Annotated in this window: 16 protein-coding genes and 3 pseudogenes; 3 read left to right on the forward strand and 16 right to left on the reverse strand. The window is 37.0% G+C overall.

Annotation, left to right across the window (positions count from 1 at the left end; all coding sequences use genetic code 11):
- Positions 1-138 precede the first annotated feature (138 nt).
- Positions 139-633 (forward strand): ribonuclease H-like YkuK family protein, encoded by a 495-nt coding sequence (locus tag JCM9140_RS03845; RefSeq protein ID WP_052002051.1) that lies wholly within the window; start codon positions 139-141, stop codon positions 631-633.
- 8 nt (positions 634-641) lie between these two features.
- On the opposite strand, the gene JCM9140_RS03850 is transcribed toward JCM9140_RS03845, so the two are convergent.
- Positions 642-1547 carry a PhzF family phenazine biosynthesis protein gene (locus tag JCM9140_RS03850; protein ID WP_034742588.1) on the reverse strand — a complete coding sequence of 302 codons (906 nt, stop codon included), beginning with the start codon at positions 1545-1547 and terminating at the stop codon, positions 642-644.
- A gap of 186 nt (positions 1548-1733) precedes the next feature.
- Positions 1734-1958, reverse strand: coding sequence for a hypothetical protein (locus JCM9140_RS03855; protein WP_034742592.1), 225 nt, complete (start codon positions 1956-1958; stop codon positions 1734-1736).
- Positions 1959-2106: 148 nt separating this feature from the next.
- Between JCM9140_RS03855 and JCM9140_RS03860 the strand changes: the two genes are divergently transcribed.
- Positions 2107-2415, forward strand: coding sequence for a hypothetical protein (locus JCM9140_RS03860; RefSeq protein ID WP_034742595.1), 309 nt, complete (start codon positions 2107-2109; stop codon positions 2413-2415).
- Between the two features lie 312 nt (positions 2416-2727).
- Here JCM9140_RS03860 and JCM9140_RS03865 read toward each other — a convergent pair whose 3' ends face one another.
- The 7 genes and pseudogenes from JCM9140_RS03865 to JCM9140_RS03895 all read right to left on the reverse strand — a co-directional run bounded on the left by JCM9140_RS03865 (position 2728) and on the right by JCM9140_RS03895 (position 8155).
- Positions 2728-4005 (reverse strand): peptidase, encoded by a 1278-nt coding sequence (locus JCM9140_RS03865; RefSeq protein WP_034742778.1) that lies wholly within the window; start codon positions 4003-4005, stop codon positions 2728-2730.
- A gap of 19 nt (positions 4006-4024) precedes the next feature.
- Positions 4025-4687 carry a 3-oxoacid CoA-transferase subunit B gene (locus JCM9140_RS03870; RefSeq protein WP_034742598.1) on the reverse strand — a complete coding sequence of 221 codons (663 nt, stop codon included), beginning with the start codon at positions 4685-4687 and terminating at the stop codon, positions 4025-4027.
- Positions 4672-5364, reverse strand: a complete 693-nt coding sequence (locus tag JCM9140_RS03875) for a CoA transferase subunit A (protein ID WP_034742602.1) — start codon at positions 5362-5364, stop codon at positions 4672-4674. The genes JCM9140_RS03870 and JCM9140_RS03875 overlap by 16 nt, the downstream gene beginning before the upstream one ends.
- Positions 5364-6682 (reverse strand): annotated as a pseudogene (locus JCM9140_RS03880) (aspartate aminotransferase family protein). Before JCM9140_RS03880 ends, JCM9140_RS03875 begins: the two are co-directional and overlap by 1 nt.
- Before the next feature lie 150 nt (positions 6683-6832).
- A complete protein-coding gene (locus JCM9140_RS03885) occupies positions 6833-7105 on the reverse strand; it encodes a YokU family protein (protein WP_034742605.1) in 273 nt (90 codons plus the stop codon).
- 3 nt (positions 7106-7108) lie between these two features.
- Positions 7109-7534: pseudogene (locus JCM9140_RS03890) on the reverse strand (lysine 2,3-aminomutase); the annotation flags it as partial.
- 57 nt (positions 7535-7591) lie between these two features.
- The gene (locus JCM9140_RS03895; protein ID WP_034742610.1) at positions 7592-8155 is read right to left on the reverse strand and encodes a hypothetical protein; all 564 of its coding nucleotides are present in this window, start codon (positions 8153-8155) and stop codon (positions 7592-7594) included.
- Between the two features lie 176 nt (positions 8156-8331).
- Here JCM9140_RS03895 and JCM9140_RS23550 point away from each other — a divergent pair, with 176 nt between their 5' ends.
- On the forward strand, positions 8332-8553 hold the full coding sequence (locus JCM9140_RS23550) for a hypothetical protein (RefSeq protein ID WP_162232185.1): 222 nt from the start codon (positions 8332-8334) through the stop codon (positions 8551-8553).
- 297 nt (positions 8554-8850) lie between these two features.
- Here the strand turns inward: JCM9140_RS23550 and JCM9140_RS03900 are convergent, their stop codons facing one another.
- From JCM9140_RS03900 to JCM9140_RS03925, 7 genes and pseudogenes are all read right to left on the reverse strand, one after another.
- Positions 8851-9570, reverse strand: a complete 720-nt coding sequence (locus tag JCM9140_RS03900; protein ID WP_034742612.1) for a 5-formyltetrahydrofolate cyclo-ligase — start codon at positions 9568-9570, stop codon at positions 8851-8853.
- A complete protein-coding gene (locus JCM9140_RS03905; RefSeq protein ID WP_034742614.1) occupies positions 9567-10313 on the reverse strand; it encodes a hypothetical protein in 747 nt (248 codons plus the stop codon). Before JCM9140_RS03905 ends, JCM9140_RS03900 begins: the two co-directional genes overlap by 4 nt.
- A gap of 218 nt (positions 10314-10531) precedes the next feature.
- On the reverse strand, positions 10532-11149 hold the full coding sequence (locus tag JCM9140_RS24340) for a hypothetical protein (protein ID WP_235715269.1): 618 nt from the start codon (positions 11147-11149) through the stop codon (positions 10532-10534).
- 187 nt (positions 11150-11336) lie between these two features.
- A complete protein-coding gene (locus tag JCM9140_RS24345) occupies positions 11337-12065 on the reverse strand; it encodes a recombinase family protein (RefSeq protein ID WP_235715271.1) in 729 nt (242 codons plus the stop codon).
- 85 nt (positions 12066-12150) lie between these two features.
- Positions 12151-13173 (reverse strand): annotated as a pseudogene (gene kamA, locus JCM9140_RS03915) (lysine 2,3-aminomutase); the annotation flags it as partial.
- 209 nt (positions 13174-13382) lie between these two features.
- On the reverse strand, positions 13383-14786 hold the full coding sequence (locus tag JCM9140_RS03920) for a hypothetical protein (RefSeq protein ID WP_034742616.1): 1404 nt from the start codon (positions 14784-14786) through the stop codon (positions 13383-13385).
- A complete protein-coding gene (locus JCM9140_RS03925; RefSeq protein WP_034742619.1) occupies positions 14783-15337 on the reverse strand; it encodes an RNA polymerase sigma factor in 555 nt (184 codons plus the stop codon). The genes JCM9140_RS03920 and JCM9140_RS03925 overlap by 4 nt, the downstream gene beginning before the upstream one ends.
- Positions 15338-15401: the final 64 nt, after the last annotated feature.

The following is a 15401-nucleotide window of genomic DNA, read 5'->3' on the forward strand; positions in this document are numbered from 1 at the left end:
TACCCGCCTCAATTGTCTGATTTTACTAATAATTGCAGCTTGCTTGCATATGATGAAATATACCAATTAAATGTGGGTGATCATTTGAGTCGAGATGGCAGGTTGAACTACAAATTTCAAAATTTGCAAGAAAAGAACATGTCATTTGAGCAAGTATTTTCCCGTATCATTAAATTTATGAACATAAAGCCATGTGGCAATTACCGACTGATGGTTGGTACAGATTCACAAGTACATGCTACATGCACGGTTTTCATTACAGGCATCGTCATTCAAAACACCGGTAAAGGCGCTTGGGCCTGTATACGAAAGTACACGGTACCTCGAAAAATGATTCATTTACACGAAAGAATCTCTTTAGAAACAACATTAACCGAGGAAGTCGTTCGTTTGTTTACTGAGTCACACAAAAACAAAATGATTGATATCGTACTCCCTTCTGTTTACCAAGGTGCCTCCTTTACAATTGAAGGTCACATCGACATCGGTTCTGGCCAACGAAACAAAACGCGAGAATATGTACAAGAAATGGTGGCCCGATTAGAAACCATGGGGGTTGAACCCAAAATCAAACCTGATGCATTTGTCGCATCAAGTTACGCAAATAAATATACGAAAAAAGTCGGAAGTTAACTCATTGTTTATCGCCGAGCAAGTAAATTTCCAGCAATGGTTATGACCGCACTTCCCCCAACTTGAATAACGGGTCTATCGTTACCTACTTTAATGATAACTTGTAAGAATCCAGGCCGTCCCATTGAATGTCCTTGTGCAATTTGAAAATGATGGTCTTTGCTTACATCTAAAATTCCCTCTAATATAAAGTACCCCGATAAAGCACCATTTGCTGACCCTGTCACAGGGTCTTCATTAATGCCAAAAGCCGGAGCAAAGTCTCTTGTATATACCAAACAATTTTCCTCTTCACAGTCAAAAGTAAAAAGATGTGTAGTACTAATGTGGTGACGTTCATTATGTTCTTTTAACAGATCTAGCTTTGGTGAAGCCTCATCAACTGCATTTCTCGATTTAACAGGGATGAGTAAATGCCAATTCCCGGTATATCCAAGTCTAACTGGGTATTGACTGTCAATATCACTCTCTTTTATTCCTACATAACGCACTAATTCAGTAAGATCCGTAGAGATTGTTTTCACACTCGGTTCTACTTGTGTCATTAGTACTGAATGCAAGTTGTCATTTTCTACCATAAACTGAACGGGTACGATTCCGATATTTGTTTCAAAAACAACTTGATCTTTTTTTGTAGCTAGCTGATACATAGTACCAAGAACCCACGCAGCACCAACTGTTGCATGACCACAAAAGTCAATTTCTTTTGTTGGAGTAAAGAATTGTATTTGATAATCAGCTTGTGATGAAGAGGACGTTGTCAAAAAAGCCGTCTCCGACAAGTTCAATTCTTTCGCAATCAGTTGCATCTCTTTTTTGTTTAACCCTTCTGCATTTGGAACGACACCAGCAGGATTCCCGCCAAAAGCCGTCGTTGTAAACGCATCAACATGAAAAACTCTGACCCCTTCCACAGCAAATCCCTCCTTCCATTGATGTTTTCTCTTTATCTTAACGAAATGCTTCTCTTATTTCCACATATTAGTTCACATACAGGGCTTGTACCTTCCAAACTTCATAAAAAAACTGCTATGATTAAATAATCATAACAGAAGTCATTAAGTATAAATTTCTTTAGAAATTCTCCCTCGTTCATTTGTTTACCCTTCTGATTTCTCTGTTTCCAATTGACCTTGTTGTACTTTTTGAGCTCTTTTTGAAATGATTTTATTAAATATAAGGAAGCAAGAAATGATGACTGCTCCAATTAACACGAATTGCCAAATATGACTTGTAATCCATGAAAGGATTAAATCAAATCGTGGTATCACCCATAAAATACTTAGAAAAAGGGAAAATACGAGTATTTTCACAAGATCCGACATGCCATTTCTCCTCTCATAGTTCGTCCCACATCATTTATATATGTCCAGAAAAAATAAAACATGCCTTTTCTATGAATATAGTTATTTTTCCCTATTCTCGAATGTAAACTGGCGTGCTATGATTTCACTAATTTAAAGAGGTGAGGTCATGTATAAACTTTTTACACTAATGATAACAAGTCTAGTTTGCTTGTTTTTAGCTTCCTCACCATCAACTGCACTCATTGAACTTACTGCACCTAATATCGGAGCAGGAACAAATGAGCTCCCTTGTGATCCGTTTGAAACAAAATCTGTTAGTGGAGCACTTCCACTTCTTTTACCAGACTCTATTTTTCTCACATTATCGAACCTGATTATTGCTTGGAACAGTATACAAAAAGCAGATATGAATTTTTTACTGGCTGTTTTCTATATGTCTAATTACTTTCAAAGCGAACTCTTTCCTCAAACTTAAAGGGAAGGGAGGAGAGTATATGTTTTGGTTACGTTTAATAACATTGGCCGTCTTTTCTATTAGTGCACTTAGCATTTTTCTATATCAAGGAATTGAATTTATTCATGCTATGTTTGAAGTATGGAAAAACAAAAGTTAACACAGAAAAACCTGTACAATTACATGTACAGGTTTTTCTGTTCCTTTACTTAGTATTCTATAAAACAAGATGCCTAAAGCAGTGTTAGTTGTTCCGCTTAATATACAATAAAAAGATAAAAATCAACCTTTTCTATTGCCCTCTTAGACACCTCTCATCAACTTATTATTTTTCTACTGTAGCTCAAACTCACACCAATCAAGCAGTGTACAAGCAATAATTTCTGCCGCCTGAAAGACTTGATCTATTTGAATGTATTCATTAGGAAAATGCGCTTGTTCGGTTAAGCCAGGACCAAAGATGACGGAAGGTGTTTTCCCGATTTCAGTGAGCAATCCCCCGTCCGTTCCCCACGGTGATGCTTCAATAACCGGTTCTTTTTTTACGACTTGAACATAATTTTTTGACAATAACTCTACAAGGGGATGATCAGGATCAACAGATCCAGGAACCCACCTTGCTCCAAACCATTCTAATTTGACTGGGAATTGTTGGAACCATGGATCTTTGTCTGCTAATTTCATTAACCACTCTTCTAATTGCTTTTTCGCTTCTTCTAATGTCTCACCTGGTGAGACTCCTATTCTCCCTTCTATTGTGACCAAATCTGCTACAGATGAAGGCCAATTTCCACCTTCAATTTTACCTACATTGATTGGGATCGGGATCTTTACATTGCTATACAATGGATCGTTGATTAATTGGTTGCGTTTTGTTTCTAATTTTTCAATATGCTTAAGGACTAGCAAACTTTTGTCAATGGCACTAACCCCTTCATACCTTGTTCCTCCATGAGCTGAACGACCTTTGACGAACAAGCGAAACCACATAGATCCTTGTTGTTTTGGAAAAATCTTCATACTTGTAGGTTCCGGTACAATAGCAGCGTCTGCTTTATACCCTCTTAATATACTAGCTAATGTCCCTGCACCGCCACTTTCCTCTTCTATTACACTTTCAAAAATAATGTCTCCTTTTAACGTAATTGGAAGTGACTGAATGGCCTGAATAGCAAGTAGGAGAGATACATTTCCACCTTTCATATCTGTTACTCCACGTCCATACATCTTGTCATCTACGACCATTCCACTAAACGGTTCATAATCCCACTGCTCCCTATCTCCTGCTGGGACAACATCAATATGTCCATTCAAAATGACCGATCGTCCTCCTCCTTTCCCTTTTAAAACTCCTACGACATTTGGACTTCCATGAAAGTCATGCCTTGAAGATGCAAAGTGGGGATGTACCTTCAACTGATTACCATCCGGGTCCCAAACATCTATATCTAATCCCATTTTTGTTAACTCTTCGATGATGATTGCTTGTGCGTTTTTCTCGTTCCCTTGTGTACTATCTGCTTGCACCAACTTTTGAAGTAACGCGATCCCACTTTCCCGTTCAATATGAAGCCATTTTGAAATATGAACCTTTAATCCTTCGTGTTTCATCACCATCTGCACCTTCCTTTCAAAGAAATCTTTTTACCTCATCTGACATGAAAAGAGGAGCGCCTGTTGCTTTTATTACATCTACAGTGTTGTAAGGTTGCATTACCTCTTTTAGCATTAAACCTTGTTGCGTTACCTCTATCACTGCAAGATCTGTAATAATAAGATCAACGCATTTTTTTGCTGTAAGTGGGAGGCTGCATTTTTTTACGATTTTTGGATCGCCGTTTTTATTCGTGTGATTCATAACTACAATTACTTTTTTGGCTTTCTTCGCAAGCTCCATTGCCCCACCTATACCTGGTACACGCTTTTTAGGAACAATCCAGTTAGCGAGATCTCCTTGCTCACTAACTTCTAGCCCACCTAAAATGGTAACGTCAATGGAGCCAGAACGAATCATTCCAAAAGCTGTTGCACTATCAAAATAAGAAGCTCCTAAAACAGTTGTTACCGGAAACCCAGCTGCATTACATAACGAAGGATCCTCTGTTCCGTCCTCAGGCGCTTTCCCAATACCTAATATTCCATTCTCAGCATGAAACATCACTCGACAATCATCTTGTATATAGTTAGCAACAAGAGAAGGGATACCGATTCCTAGATTTACGATCATTCCATCTTGTATTTCCAGAGCAGCTCGTCTGGCCATTTTCTCACGCACGTTCATTCCCACGCCCATTTCCAATCGACTCCTTTGCTTTTAATGACAACATCGACAAAAATGCCTGGGGTAATGATGTCATTCGGGTTCAGCTTACCAAGAGGAACAATTTCTTCGACTTCTGCTATTGTAATAGTTCCAGCCATTGCAACTAGTGGATTCGTATTACGAGCACTAGAATCATATAATAAATTACCGAACACATCTGCTTTTTTTGCGTGGACAATGGAAACATCTGCTGTAAGAGCAGGCTCAACAATAAACGTTTTACCACCGACTTCAACTTTCTCTTTTCCTTCCTCCACAATACTATCTAACCCAATATCTGTTAAGACTCCACCTAATCCGACTCCACCTGCTCGGATCCGCTCAGCTAGTGTCCCTTGTGGTGAGAATTCAACTTCAAGTTCACCATTAACCATTAGCTTCCCTGCGATAGGGTTTGAACCAATATGAGAAGCGACTAATTTTTTTGCTCTTTTCTGACTAATAAACTTACCAATACCAATTGTCGGAAATCCAGCATCATTACCAATTAACGTTACGTTTTTCACATCGTGTTCGAGCAATGCCTTAATTAGTGTTGGTGGACTTCCTACTCCTCCAAATCCACCAAACATTAACGTACATCCATCTTCAATAAAAGAGATGACTTCTTCAATGTTTTTCACTTTATTAAATGGATGTTTTTTCATTATTGATCACCACTCCATTGATCTTGAACTTCTTGTAACGTAATAGTTAAAAGCTTAATCAATTCATCGATTTCATCCTTAGTAATGGTAAATGGTGGAGATACAATAATCGCATCTCCATCTATTCCCTCTCTCCCTGCAGAGGCTGGTAGAGCAGCAACCCCTTTTCTTTTGCTATGTTTACAACAAGTTGTGTTAGATTTCCGTGCGAACAGGTTTGGAATTCAATTCCAATTAAAAGTCCTTTTCCTCGAACATTTTCTATTAAAGGGAATTGATTCTCTATTTCTTTTAATCGCGTCAGGAGATAATCGCCCATTATTCGAACACGCTCAACTAAATTTCCTTTTTCAATGTAATTGAGTACAGCTAATGCAATTGCAGCAGACTGAGGATTAGCACTAAAAGTGTGCCCGCTCATAATGGACTTTGATCCATTAAGGATCGGCAACATTACGTTCTCACTAGCAAGTGTAGCTGCAATTGGTGAATATCCCGCACTCAATCCTTTCCCTAATGTGAGGATATCTGGTTTAACATCCCAATGATCAAGAGCAAACATCTTCCCTGTTCTACCAAGGCCCGTCATCACTTCATCGGCAATAAATAAGATCTCATTTTCTTGGCAAATTTTTTTAATTTCTTGATAATAGCCAGCAGGTGGGATAAGGACTCCTCCAGCTGCTCCAACAATTGGTTCAGCAATAAAAGCTGCAATATGTTCCTTTCCTACTCGCTTAATTGCTGTTTCGAGCTCACTTGCACAAGCAAGCTTACAGGTTGGATACGTCTTATTGAACGAACAATGAAAACAGTTGGGGGCAGGAAGCGTTGGACTATCTTCAAGTAAGGGTACGAAACGTTCTCGCCTTTTCACATGGCCAGACATAGATAACGCTCCTAAAGTAATTCCGTGATAACTAACCCACCTAGAAAGAATTTTGTTTTTCCCTCTATATCCTTTCTCTTGAAAATGCTGAATGGCCATTTTCATCGCCGTTTCAGTTGCTTCAGAACCACTGTTAACAAAAAACGAATAATATTCCTCTTTCGCATCTAACCATTCACTAAGTTTTAGTGCTAGCTTCTCAGCTGGATTAGAAGTAAATTGAGACCGATAGACAAAAGAAACCTTTTGTGATTGTTCATACATTGCCTCTATGAGTTCAGGAATTGCGTGACCTAGACTAGCAGTGACCGCGCCTGATGATCCATCAAGATACCTTTTATTTTGTTCATCATAAATATAGACCCCTCTTGCCCGAACAACGGTTGGATAATATTCACCCATCAGCGGTTTAATTAGTAATGAATGCACATGTTTCATAAACACTCCTCTTTCTTTTACATAGGCTGTTTTCGCAAACTTTGTCTTGATCAGGCACATGTTTCATGCTCCATTTGTTCCATTGCACTTTACTAAAATCAACCTTTCAGCAACCATTCATTACGAAAACAGCCTTTTCATTTAAAAGCGAAAATAATTGTATTTTAATAACCTTTTCATGTTCATTAACTCTGCAAACCGGACTGATTTTTCTAACTTATTTGTATCGATGAGGAGCAATTGATCTTCTATTTGTTCAATGATTTCATCCGTTTGATATTCCATTCCACAGCTTTTGCATTTTACTCCTGGTGTTTTTGTAATTTCAATAGCGCTGGTTCCATCAGGCAACTCCCAGTAAACGGTGCAAGAGACTTCCTTTGCTTCATGCTGTCCACACCATGCGCATACCATTTACTACACTCCTTTCGTATCATCTGAAGTAGGATCTGTCGTATATTTTTTCATTTCAGCTTGATATTTCTTTTCTTTTAATTCATCGCGCTTTACTCTTTTGTCTTTTAAAGTTATGTGTCCCACTTTTTCTTGGAAGGATGAGCGACGAATATACCGGTCTAACGAATGAGGAACAAGATTGTTCTTTTCATCGTTTAATAGAGAAGAAATCCCTGTGTTGGACTGCTTTTCTTGATAATTTTGATAAACTTGACTGAAATAATCATCAGCTCTGCCTGGAACATATCCTTTTGGTTCCGGATAAGTGGTTATAACACCCTCAAAATTGCGGAGTACCACTTTTTCTGGACTTTGTGAAATCATATAGTTCGGTTGGAGGGTTATTTTACCGCCACCTCCTGGTGCATCTACTACAAACGTGGGTACGTCATTTCTTAAATGAAGCATTCAAAAAAAGCTTACGGAAATTAATCCATAAGCTTTCTAGTCAACTTGACTCTTGACCTTTAATAAAATTTTTGTAAACCAGTAAGCCATGTAGGCAATGATGACATCGATTAGAAATAAATGAAGTTGATTTGTACCTTTTCTAAATTCAACCAACCCGAGAAATTCTTCAAATGTAGCAAATCCGAAGGCAAAAATCGCACTTAACAGAAGGGTAAATAAATAGAAATTCTTTTTATTGTTTGTGCAATATTGATACAGCAATAGAAACCCAACTGGGAGGGCAGAAGAAGTCACATTTAATGCAAAAGGTAAAAGGGGCGTTATAAAATATGTATGAGTAAAATAACCATATCTTTCTAACGGAAGACTCGTATAAGTCCATAACATATGTACGGTATAGCCGAAAAAGAAAACCTCAAAAATACGTTTACGATCTACTGTGAAAACCAAAAGGACCAAAGGCAAAATTAGAAATGAAAGAGACACCCAAAATTGCCATGTTCCCATATGGGAATATTCACTCCAAAATGCATGGATTAGTGCGTTTACCTCATCAGTTGTTTGATAAATTTCATCCCAATATTGTCGATAGCTCATAATGTTGACCCTTTCCAGATTGATATGTACGAACCCATTTATAACTAACCATGTAAGATTATTTTTCGTTTAAACTCTATTTTTATTCAATAATAAATTCAAGCAAGGTAAACCTTATGGCTTAACCTTGCTTGAATCATTTACCTATTCTTAAAAAATAAAATAAGATTACTTCTTTGTTTTCTGTAATGAAATACAAAAAAGAAGAGAAAATAAAGGTATACCAAAAAGGTGGTGGACAAACGATGTTAACTGAATTCAAAAAAAGGTTCCTTGTTATGCTTTACATTACAATTGGTAGTGCCGTTGCTACGACCCTATATAGTGGTATATTAATAAGATATGTTTATAAGATGAACAAGAAATTAAATACCTTATTAGCACAACAAGGTCAGTAGTAAATTTGCAATTAAATTGCCTTATTGAGCTTTAATTTTTTTTAAGATCCTCAAAAATGCTTTTGCCATTCTTTCTAGATTAGGCTTATTGACCTCTTTTATCTGACAAGGTGGTTCTGAATTAAAACGATGTTCCTTAGATGTCTTTTTCATGAAATCACCCTTATTCAATGTTTCTTAAATTCATATTCAAAACGCGAGATAAATTTGCTAGTCCTCATACTATTATGTGAACGATATTCGGACTCAGCAAAAAAGGAGAACTTACCTTCTAGTAAGAACTCCTTTTCCACCTGATTATTCTTTTCTTCTTGTAAGCTCCCATATTTCCCTTAATACAGGCATTTCCTCCAGTTCTTTTTCCGTTACAAGATCCCACTGAATTCCATTAGGCTTCTCATATGTAGAATTTGTCTTTATCAGTTCATGTTCAGTTGCAATCCAATCAACGGTTAAATCAAATGGATCTTTTGGTAGCTCAGCATCTGTTAATTGAGCACTATGGACTGTACCTATTACTGGAACATCAGGATTCCCAAGTTCACGAATAATCGCATATTCTCTATCTGCATAGCCCTCACCTTTCCCGACCCTTCTACCATCTTTATGCAGAGCAACAGAACCAGCGACGAACAGATCGATTGGCGGAAGATCCGAAAGGGCAATTTCTTTGCCGTAAGTTTTCATATGAGAAAGACTAGCTGCCTTTTTTTCTTCTCCAATTGGAACCCATTCTGGCCTTATCATAATAAACCCCGCTTTTAGTCTTGGTGTCGGTACAAGTAATACTTTTCTATCCTTAATGATTTGGGTTCTAAGCGGTAGTTGTGGAGCATCAGGATTAACCTTAATGACATTTGCTTCCTTGTACTCTGGCATCAACGTTACAAATTGAGCAGCTTTTTCTGCACCTTTAAAATTCGGGATACGGTTTTGTAAGGGAAAAGGGAATCTCCCTAATTTATTTTCTGATAGATACTTCCATGTTGATTCTCGAATTTCTTGTTTCGTAATCATTCTTTATCCTCTCTCCCCTTATACCACTCAAACTGACGCAAGTATTGTTCCAATTCATTTATTTCACCTGATTGAAAAACAATACCTTTATGATCAAACACGAAAAATTCCGTTGGATGGTTGATTGTTAATATTTCTTGATAGTCAATAGCCGAATCATTTGAAAAAGTTGTAAAGCCTAAACATTTGATGTAACTTGCATGTGCCGTTAAATTTGCAATCTCATGAATATCAGCTTGAATAACATTTCCCTCTTTGCTCGTAACATCATCTTCCATAAAAACATACACGCAATATGATCCTTCTTTATCAGAAGTATAACGTGAAATAACCTCTTCGAACGTGATGTCATGAAAGGAACGTATCTCGACTTTACCAGCTTTATAGACTGGTAAGTTCGCATATGGATCATCCTTTTCAAGTTTCGTTATTTCTGATTGAAAGTCACCTTTTACCCAGACGTTAGCACTAAGAGACGGATAGCTTTCTTGCCACGTAACTTCATTGCCATTCTCGTCATAAAAAGGTACCTCCTCATCAAAAGTTATTCGATAAGCCTCAATCTCTTTTGGCGAAACAAATGATTGCCGCTCTTCTTCAGTTAGTAAATCATCAACCATTATAAAGAACTCTCTTTCATCCATACCATGAATATGACCTTCTATATTCGGGTTTTCCGTTAACTCTTCATTGTTACAGCCAACTAGGAACAACAAAGCTAAAAGTAAATAAGTAAGTTTCAAGCTTCTTCCCTCCTACTTTTATTGTTGAGATGTACTACTTTATCATTCTTATGTTCAAATTGTTCGGAAAGGTGACAGGTTCAACCTTTAAAAATGAAACAAGCTAATTTTTGTTTAGCAAAAACTAGCTTATAAAGTGAATCTCTATTATATTACATACCAGAATTTTTACAATGTCCTTCATTCAACTCATACCCGCGTCACCTTAAGTCTACTAATTAATAATATTCAATTACTAATTGAAAAGGGTAATTTCGTCTTTCTGGATTACGTGTTGATTTATTTGAAACATCAGTTGGCATCTTCCTTGAATAATAAATTTTTTTAATGACCAATTTCAGCGTTTCATTTAATAGATCCGAGTGATCTTTTATGTTACTAAGGCTCATTTTAGAAAGTACTCCACAAATTTGAGCATCCGAAGTCTTTGCCTTTTTATCGTTAATTTCATCTTTAAGATTTTTATGTTCTCGCTGAAGATACAAAAGTAAATCTTCTAATTCCTGCTTCTTTTCCCTTACCTCTTTATGCGTAAAAATCCCTGCCACTGCTAGATCAATTAGATTTTTCTTTTCATCTTTTACTTCTTTGATTTTATTTTCTATCCTGTTAAGTCGGTGAATGCAATCTTTGTCATTTGTAGCGAACTTCTTTTCATCTAGTGCTTTTATCGCTTCCATGATTTCCTCTTTAAACGTTTGGAGATGAAGAATCACGTGCTTCTCGACATACTCTAGCTTAATACCAGCATTTCCACATTTCTTCCCTTTTTCATTTAAGTACTCACACTTTTTTAGCGTATACATGTTGCCATTATTGCTTTTTTGTGTTGTCATTTTCTTTCCGCATAAAGAACAATAAAGCAAATCTTTTAAAAGTGTTACACCCATTTTATTCGCTGGTTTCTCACGGAAAAAAGTTGATTTTATCGCGCGCTCATTTCTGTCTTTATTTATTTCATCCCAAATTTCTTCTTCTATAATTGCTGGGTGCGTTTCTTTACATACTATTTTCTCTAATGTTTCATAGATAAACTTGCCATTCTTTCTTCACTTTTTTTCGATCATGAAAAACCGTCCACCCCTTATATACTGGGTTTTTAATGATTCGTTTAATAGACGATAAATTGAAATATTTCCCTGTAGCTGACTTATACCCTTCTGCATTGAGAATGTCTCTTATTTTGAAGCTACCTAACCCTTGAGAATGAAGAGTGAAAATGTAACGAATCGTTTCCGCTTCTTCTTCCTTAATTTCCAGCTTTTTTGTTTTGGGGTTTCGCACGTATCCAAACGGAGGACTTCCTGAAATGTATAAACCGGCTCTAGCCATCTGAATTTTATTGTTCTTCGATCGCTTCCCTATAAGAGCATGCTCCTGGGAAGCAATAAGCGCTCCAAATCGAAACGTAAGAACATCATGATCATTGTTTGCTAGATCATAGACTTTTTCTGGTGTAATAATCGGTTTATCATAATCTTTGCAATATTGAAGAACAGTTTCAGAGATTAATCCATTCCTTGATAAGCGCGATAGTTCAACGACGAGGATCGCATCAAATGTTTCGATTTCATTAAGTAATCTCTGCAATTGTGGTCGTTTCCCTAGTTCAGACGAGCCTCCGGAGAGAACCTCCTCATAAGTTTCAAAAGTAAAACCATTCTTACAGGCAAAAGATTCTAACAAAGTTCGATGATTAACCAACGTTTCAAAGTTTTCCAATTTTTTATCTTGTGAAATACGAAGATACATTGCCACATGTCTGATCTCTCCTAAAGTTGCCACGTTCCATCCATTCCCTTCTACTTGAGAAATTTCATGTTGATTTTATTGTGGTACTCTCAATAAGAAACGACGTTGGTACACTATAACCAGATGTATGACCGCGTAACCCTTCAATGATCTCAATCCCCTTTGAAATAGGTGCACGGAAATGACCTATTCCTTCTGATAAATCACATTGATAAATGTAGTAAGGTCTTACTCTCATTTTTACTAAATCATGATTTAACTTTTTCATAATCGGCAAGCTATCGTTAATTCCGGCCAAAATGACTGCTTGATTTCCGACAGGTACTCCCGAATTAACGAGCATCTCACAAGCTTTCTTTGATTCTGCCGTTATCTCAACAGACGTATTAAAATGTGTGTTTAACCAAACTGGATGATACTTTTTTAAAATGTTACATAAGTTTTCTGTAATTCGTTGTGGAAAAACGACCGGTGCTCTTGTTCCAATTCGTATAATTTCAACATGAGGAATGTTTCGTAAGTTTTTTAATATATATTCTAATACTTTGTCATTAATTAATAGGCCATCACCGCCAGATAAAAGAACATCCCGTACATTTGGGGTGTTTTGAATATATTCAATCGCTGCGTCTAATTGTTTTTTGGGGACGCCCATGCCAATTTGTCCTGAGAACCGTCGCCTTGTACAGTAACGACAATACATCGAACATTGATTTGTGACTAAAAATAATACTCGATCAGGATAGCGATGAGTTAATCCTGGAACTGGTGAGTCTTCATCTTCCTCTAAAGGATCTTCTAAGTCATGTTTCGTTTTATTGATTTCGGCATCTATTGGAACAGATTGCATTCGTATTGGACATCTTGGGTCATCTGGGTTCATCAGTGATGCATAATAAGGTGTTATATTTAAAGGAATGGTTTTGGTCGAGATCCTGACGCCTTCTACTTCTTCAGGAGTCAGATTGATGACTTTTTTCAAGTCATCTAACGTACGAATCGTATTCGTGAGCTGCCAAATCCAATCATCCCACTGTTCCTGCTTTACATCTTTCCACAATTCAATGTCTTTCCAATGGCGACTTGGTTTATATAAATCCATTTTCATTCATAAACCCTCCTAACATTTGCTTACCTTATACAATGCAATTGTTATGCCAACTTGAATTGCACTAAAATATCTTAATGTTTTATAAAGACAACAAAAAAAGCTGCCTATTTTTAGGCAGCTTAATAAAGTCATTTCCTATTAACTAGTATTTTTAATGGAATGCTAAAAAACTGGCACTGACTAATTTTCAGCAGTGATTTAACAAATTAATGCCATTCCAGCGAATCAATAAAAAGCTGTAGTCTTTGCATAAACACCCCACCGTTATAATCTTCTCGATCTGCATGCTTATGTTTATAATACCACTCTCCTGACTGCTCAAAAAGCTCGATAGATCCATCAATAAACGCATCATCCATTCCGCTGTAATAAGCGTAGTGATGGGGAGTTCCACCGCCTAAATCTTCATGGTAAGAAGGATCTATCCCAAACGTTTCAAACATGATTTCTTTTCCTCGGTCCAGTGGAAATCCTTCTTTTAATTTTCCGAATGAATAAAAACTTTTTTCCGATACTTCCGGATTGAAAAAGCGCCATTCTGTAAAATAATCATGCTCCATTTGTTCAACAGAGATGTCGGTAGGTATATAACTAGTTATTCGTAATTCTTCTATTTCAAACAGTTCTAAATGTATCTCCTCATAACCAAACGCTCCTATTCGAAGAAGTGCTTTCTTTTCGGTTGGTCGTTCGTAATCAGGGTGCCTTTCTCCTTCACCGTAAGTATAGGACTCTCCTACAGTACCCAAATAAGTAAAGAAAAGCCAAGATGCCGTCCAACTCTCTTTGGTATGAAGAGGATATTGAGCCGTATAAATCATCGATTGCCCAAATAACTCAGAAACATATATTTCGATGAATTTCCCTTCGTCTTCATCAAAGAAGGCAAACATCTCTGTACTCTCCATGCTAAAAGGAAAAACCTCTTTATATGGAAAAGAAATGGTGAAGTTCATTCTCATATGTTCGATTAGCCTATCAGGAGGAACATCAACTTGGTTTAAGTGGGCAAAAGCTGCCAGAGCTTCTTGCTTCCTCTCTTCTAAAACCTCTTCTGTTACACTCTCGTCAAATAGTGACAAATTCATCGTTTGACCTTCATTCCCTGTCACCTGAATGAAGTGCTCATCTTCTACATGGCTCTCCTCAATGGACCAACCAGAAGGTAAATAAACAGAAAATGTGTCATTGTAAATGTTATTCGTTCTCATACCATTTAAGTCATCATAATCAAATGTAGGCCTATCAAATATTTCTTCTAATAACGCATCCTCTTCTTCATTTTGCTGAATTTGGACCGTTTCCCCACCCCTGATTTCCTCTTCGTAATCTGTTGGATTTGCTGGAACTACTTCATCTTCAAGAAAATTTGTATTGGCAATTAAAAGTCCTGCTATCCCAGCTGCAGTGAGCGTAGCGATTCCACCGATCAATTGTGAACGACGCTTTTTGTGATTTTTCTTTCTAGTTAAAGATCTGCCTTTATCCAATTGATTTAATCCTTCCTGAAATGATTGAAGGCTTTTTTCACGAACTTGTTTACTTATTTTCACTTTTTGTTTTTGTTTAAGAATCGTTCGAAGCTCATCATCATGACGGTTATGGCTCATCGGCTACTCACCTCCAGCTCCATTTTTTCTGATAAAGCCATTCGCGCTCGTCGTTGTATCGACTTAACGGAAAGAACGGATTTCCCCATAATGTCAGCTGTTTCTTTAATGGAAAAATCTTCAATAAACCGTAAATGTAAAACGTTGCGATAGTGAGTAGGCAATTTATCAATGATTTCTAAAACCTCATTCATATGTATATGACGCACTGCGATTTCTTCAGCAGACTCGTCCTTTCCACCAAGCTCTTCCAAAAAACCTTGCTCTATGGCCATAGACTGTCGTTCTTTGTTTTGTTTGCGATAATAATCAATAACTGTATTACGTGCAATTTTAAAAATCCATGTTTTAAAAGAAGCTTTCCCTTCAAATCGATCAAGCTGACTTGCAGCTTTAAAGAAAACGTCTTGCAGCAATTCCTCTGTGTCGTGATAGCTATTCGTCTGTATGTATATATATTGAAAAATCCGTTCCACATATCGATCATGTAATTGTTGAATAGCTTGCTGATCACCTGAAAGAATCTCACGTATGAGTTCGTGATCGTTCAATTTTTTCACCCTCCTATTCTTTTGTCATAACTATAGACGTGGATAATAGAAAAAGGATGCTTCT

This window comes from Halalkalibacter wakoensis JCM 9140 (assembly GCF_000513095.1).
GTDB classification, from domain to species: domain Bacteria; phylum Bacillota; class Bacilli; order Bacillales; family Bacillaceae_D; genus Halalkalibacter; species Halalkalibacter wakoensis.

What these genes read in the sequence shown, in the direction of transcription:
- JCM9140_RS03860 (WP_034742595.1), top strand. Translation starts at nt 2,107, where the DNA reads ATGTATAAACTTTTTACACTAATGATAACAAGTCTAGTTTGCTTGTTT.
- JCM9140_RS03885 (WP_034742605.1), bottom strand. Translation starts at nt 7,105, where the DNA reads ATGGTATGCGCATGGTGTGGACAGCATGAAGCAAAGGAAGTCTCTTGC.
- JCM9140_RS03870 (WP_034742598.1), bottom strand. Translation starts at nt 4,687, where the DNA reads ATGGGCGTGGGAATGAACGTGCGTGAGAAAATGGCCAGACGAGCTGCT.
- JCM9140_RS03895 (WP_034742610.1), bottom strand. Translation starts at nt 8,155, where the DNA reads ATGAGCTATCGACAATATTGGGATGAAATTTATCAAACAACTGATGAG.
- JCM9140_RS24340 (WP_235715269.1), bottom strand. Translation starts at nt 11,149, where the DNA reads ATGACAACACAAAAAAGCAATAATGGCAACATGTATACGCTAAAAAAG.
- JCM9140_RS03865 (WP_034742778.1), bottom strand. Translation starts at nt 4,005, where the DNA reads ATGAAACACGAAGGATTAAAGGTTCATATTTCAAAATGGCTTCATATT.
- JCM9140_RS03900 (WP_034742612.1), bottom strand. Translation starts at nt 9,570, where the DNA reads ATGATTACGAAACAAGAAATTCGAGAATCAACATGGAAGTATCTATCA.
- JCM9140_RS03855 (WP_034742592.1), bottom strand. Translation starts at nt 1,958, where the DNA reads ATGTCGGATCTTGTGAAAATACTCGTATTTTCCCTTTTTCTAAGTATT.
- JCM9140_RS03875 (WP_034742602.1), bottom strand. Translation starts at nt 5,364, where the DNA reads ATGAAAAAACATCCATTTAATAAAGTGAAAAACATTGAAGAAGTCATC.
- JCM9140_RS03845 (WP_052002051.1), top strand. Translation starts at nt 139, where the DNA reads ATGTCATTTGAGCAAGTATTTTCCCGTATCATTAAATTTATGAACATA.
- JCM9140_RS03920 (WP_034742616.1), bottom strand. Translation starts at nt 14,786, where the DNA reads ATGAGCCATAACCGTCATGATGATGAGCTTCGAACGATTCTTAAACAA.
- JCM9140_RS24345 (WP_235715271.1), bottom strand. Translation starts at nt 12,065, where the DNA reads ATGTATCTTCGTATTTCACAAGATAAAAAATTGGAAAACTTTGAAACG.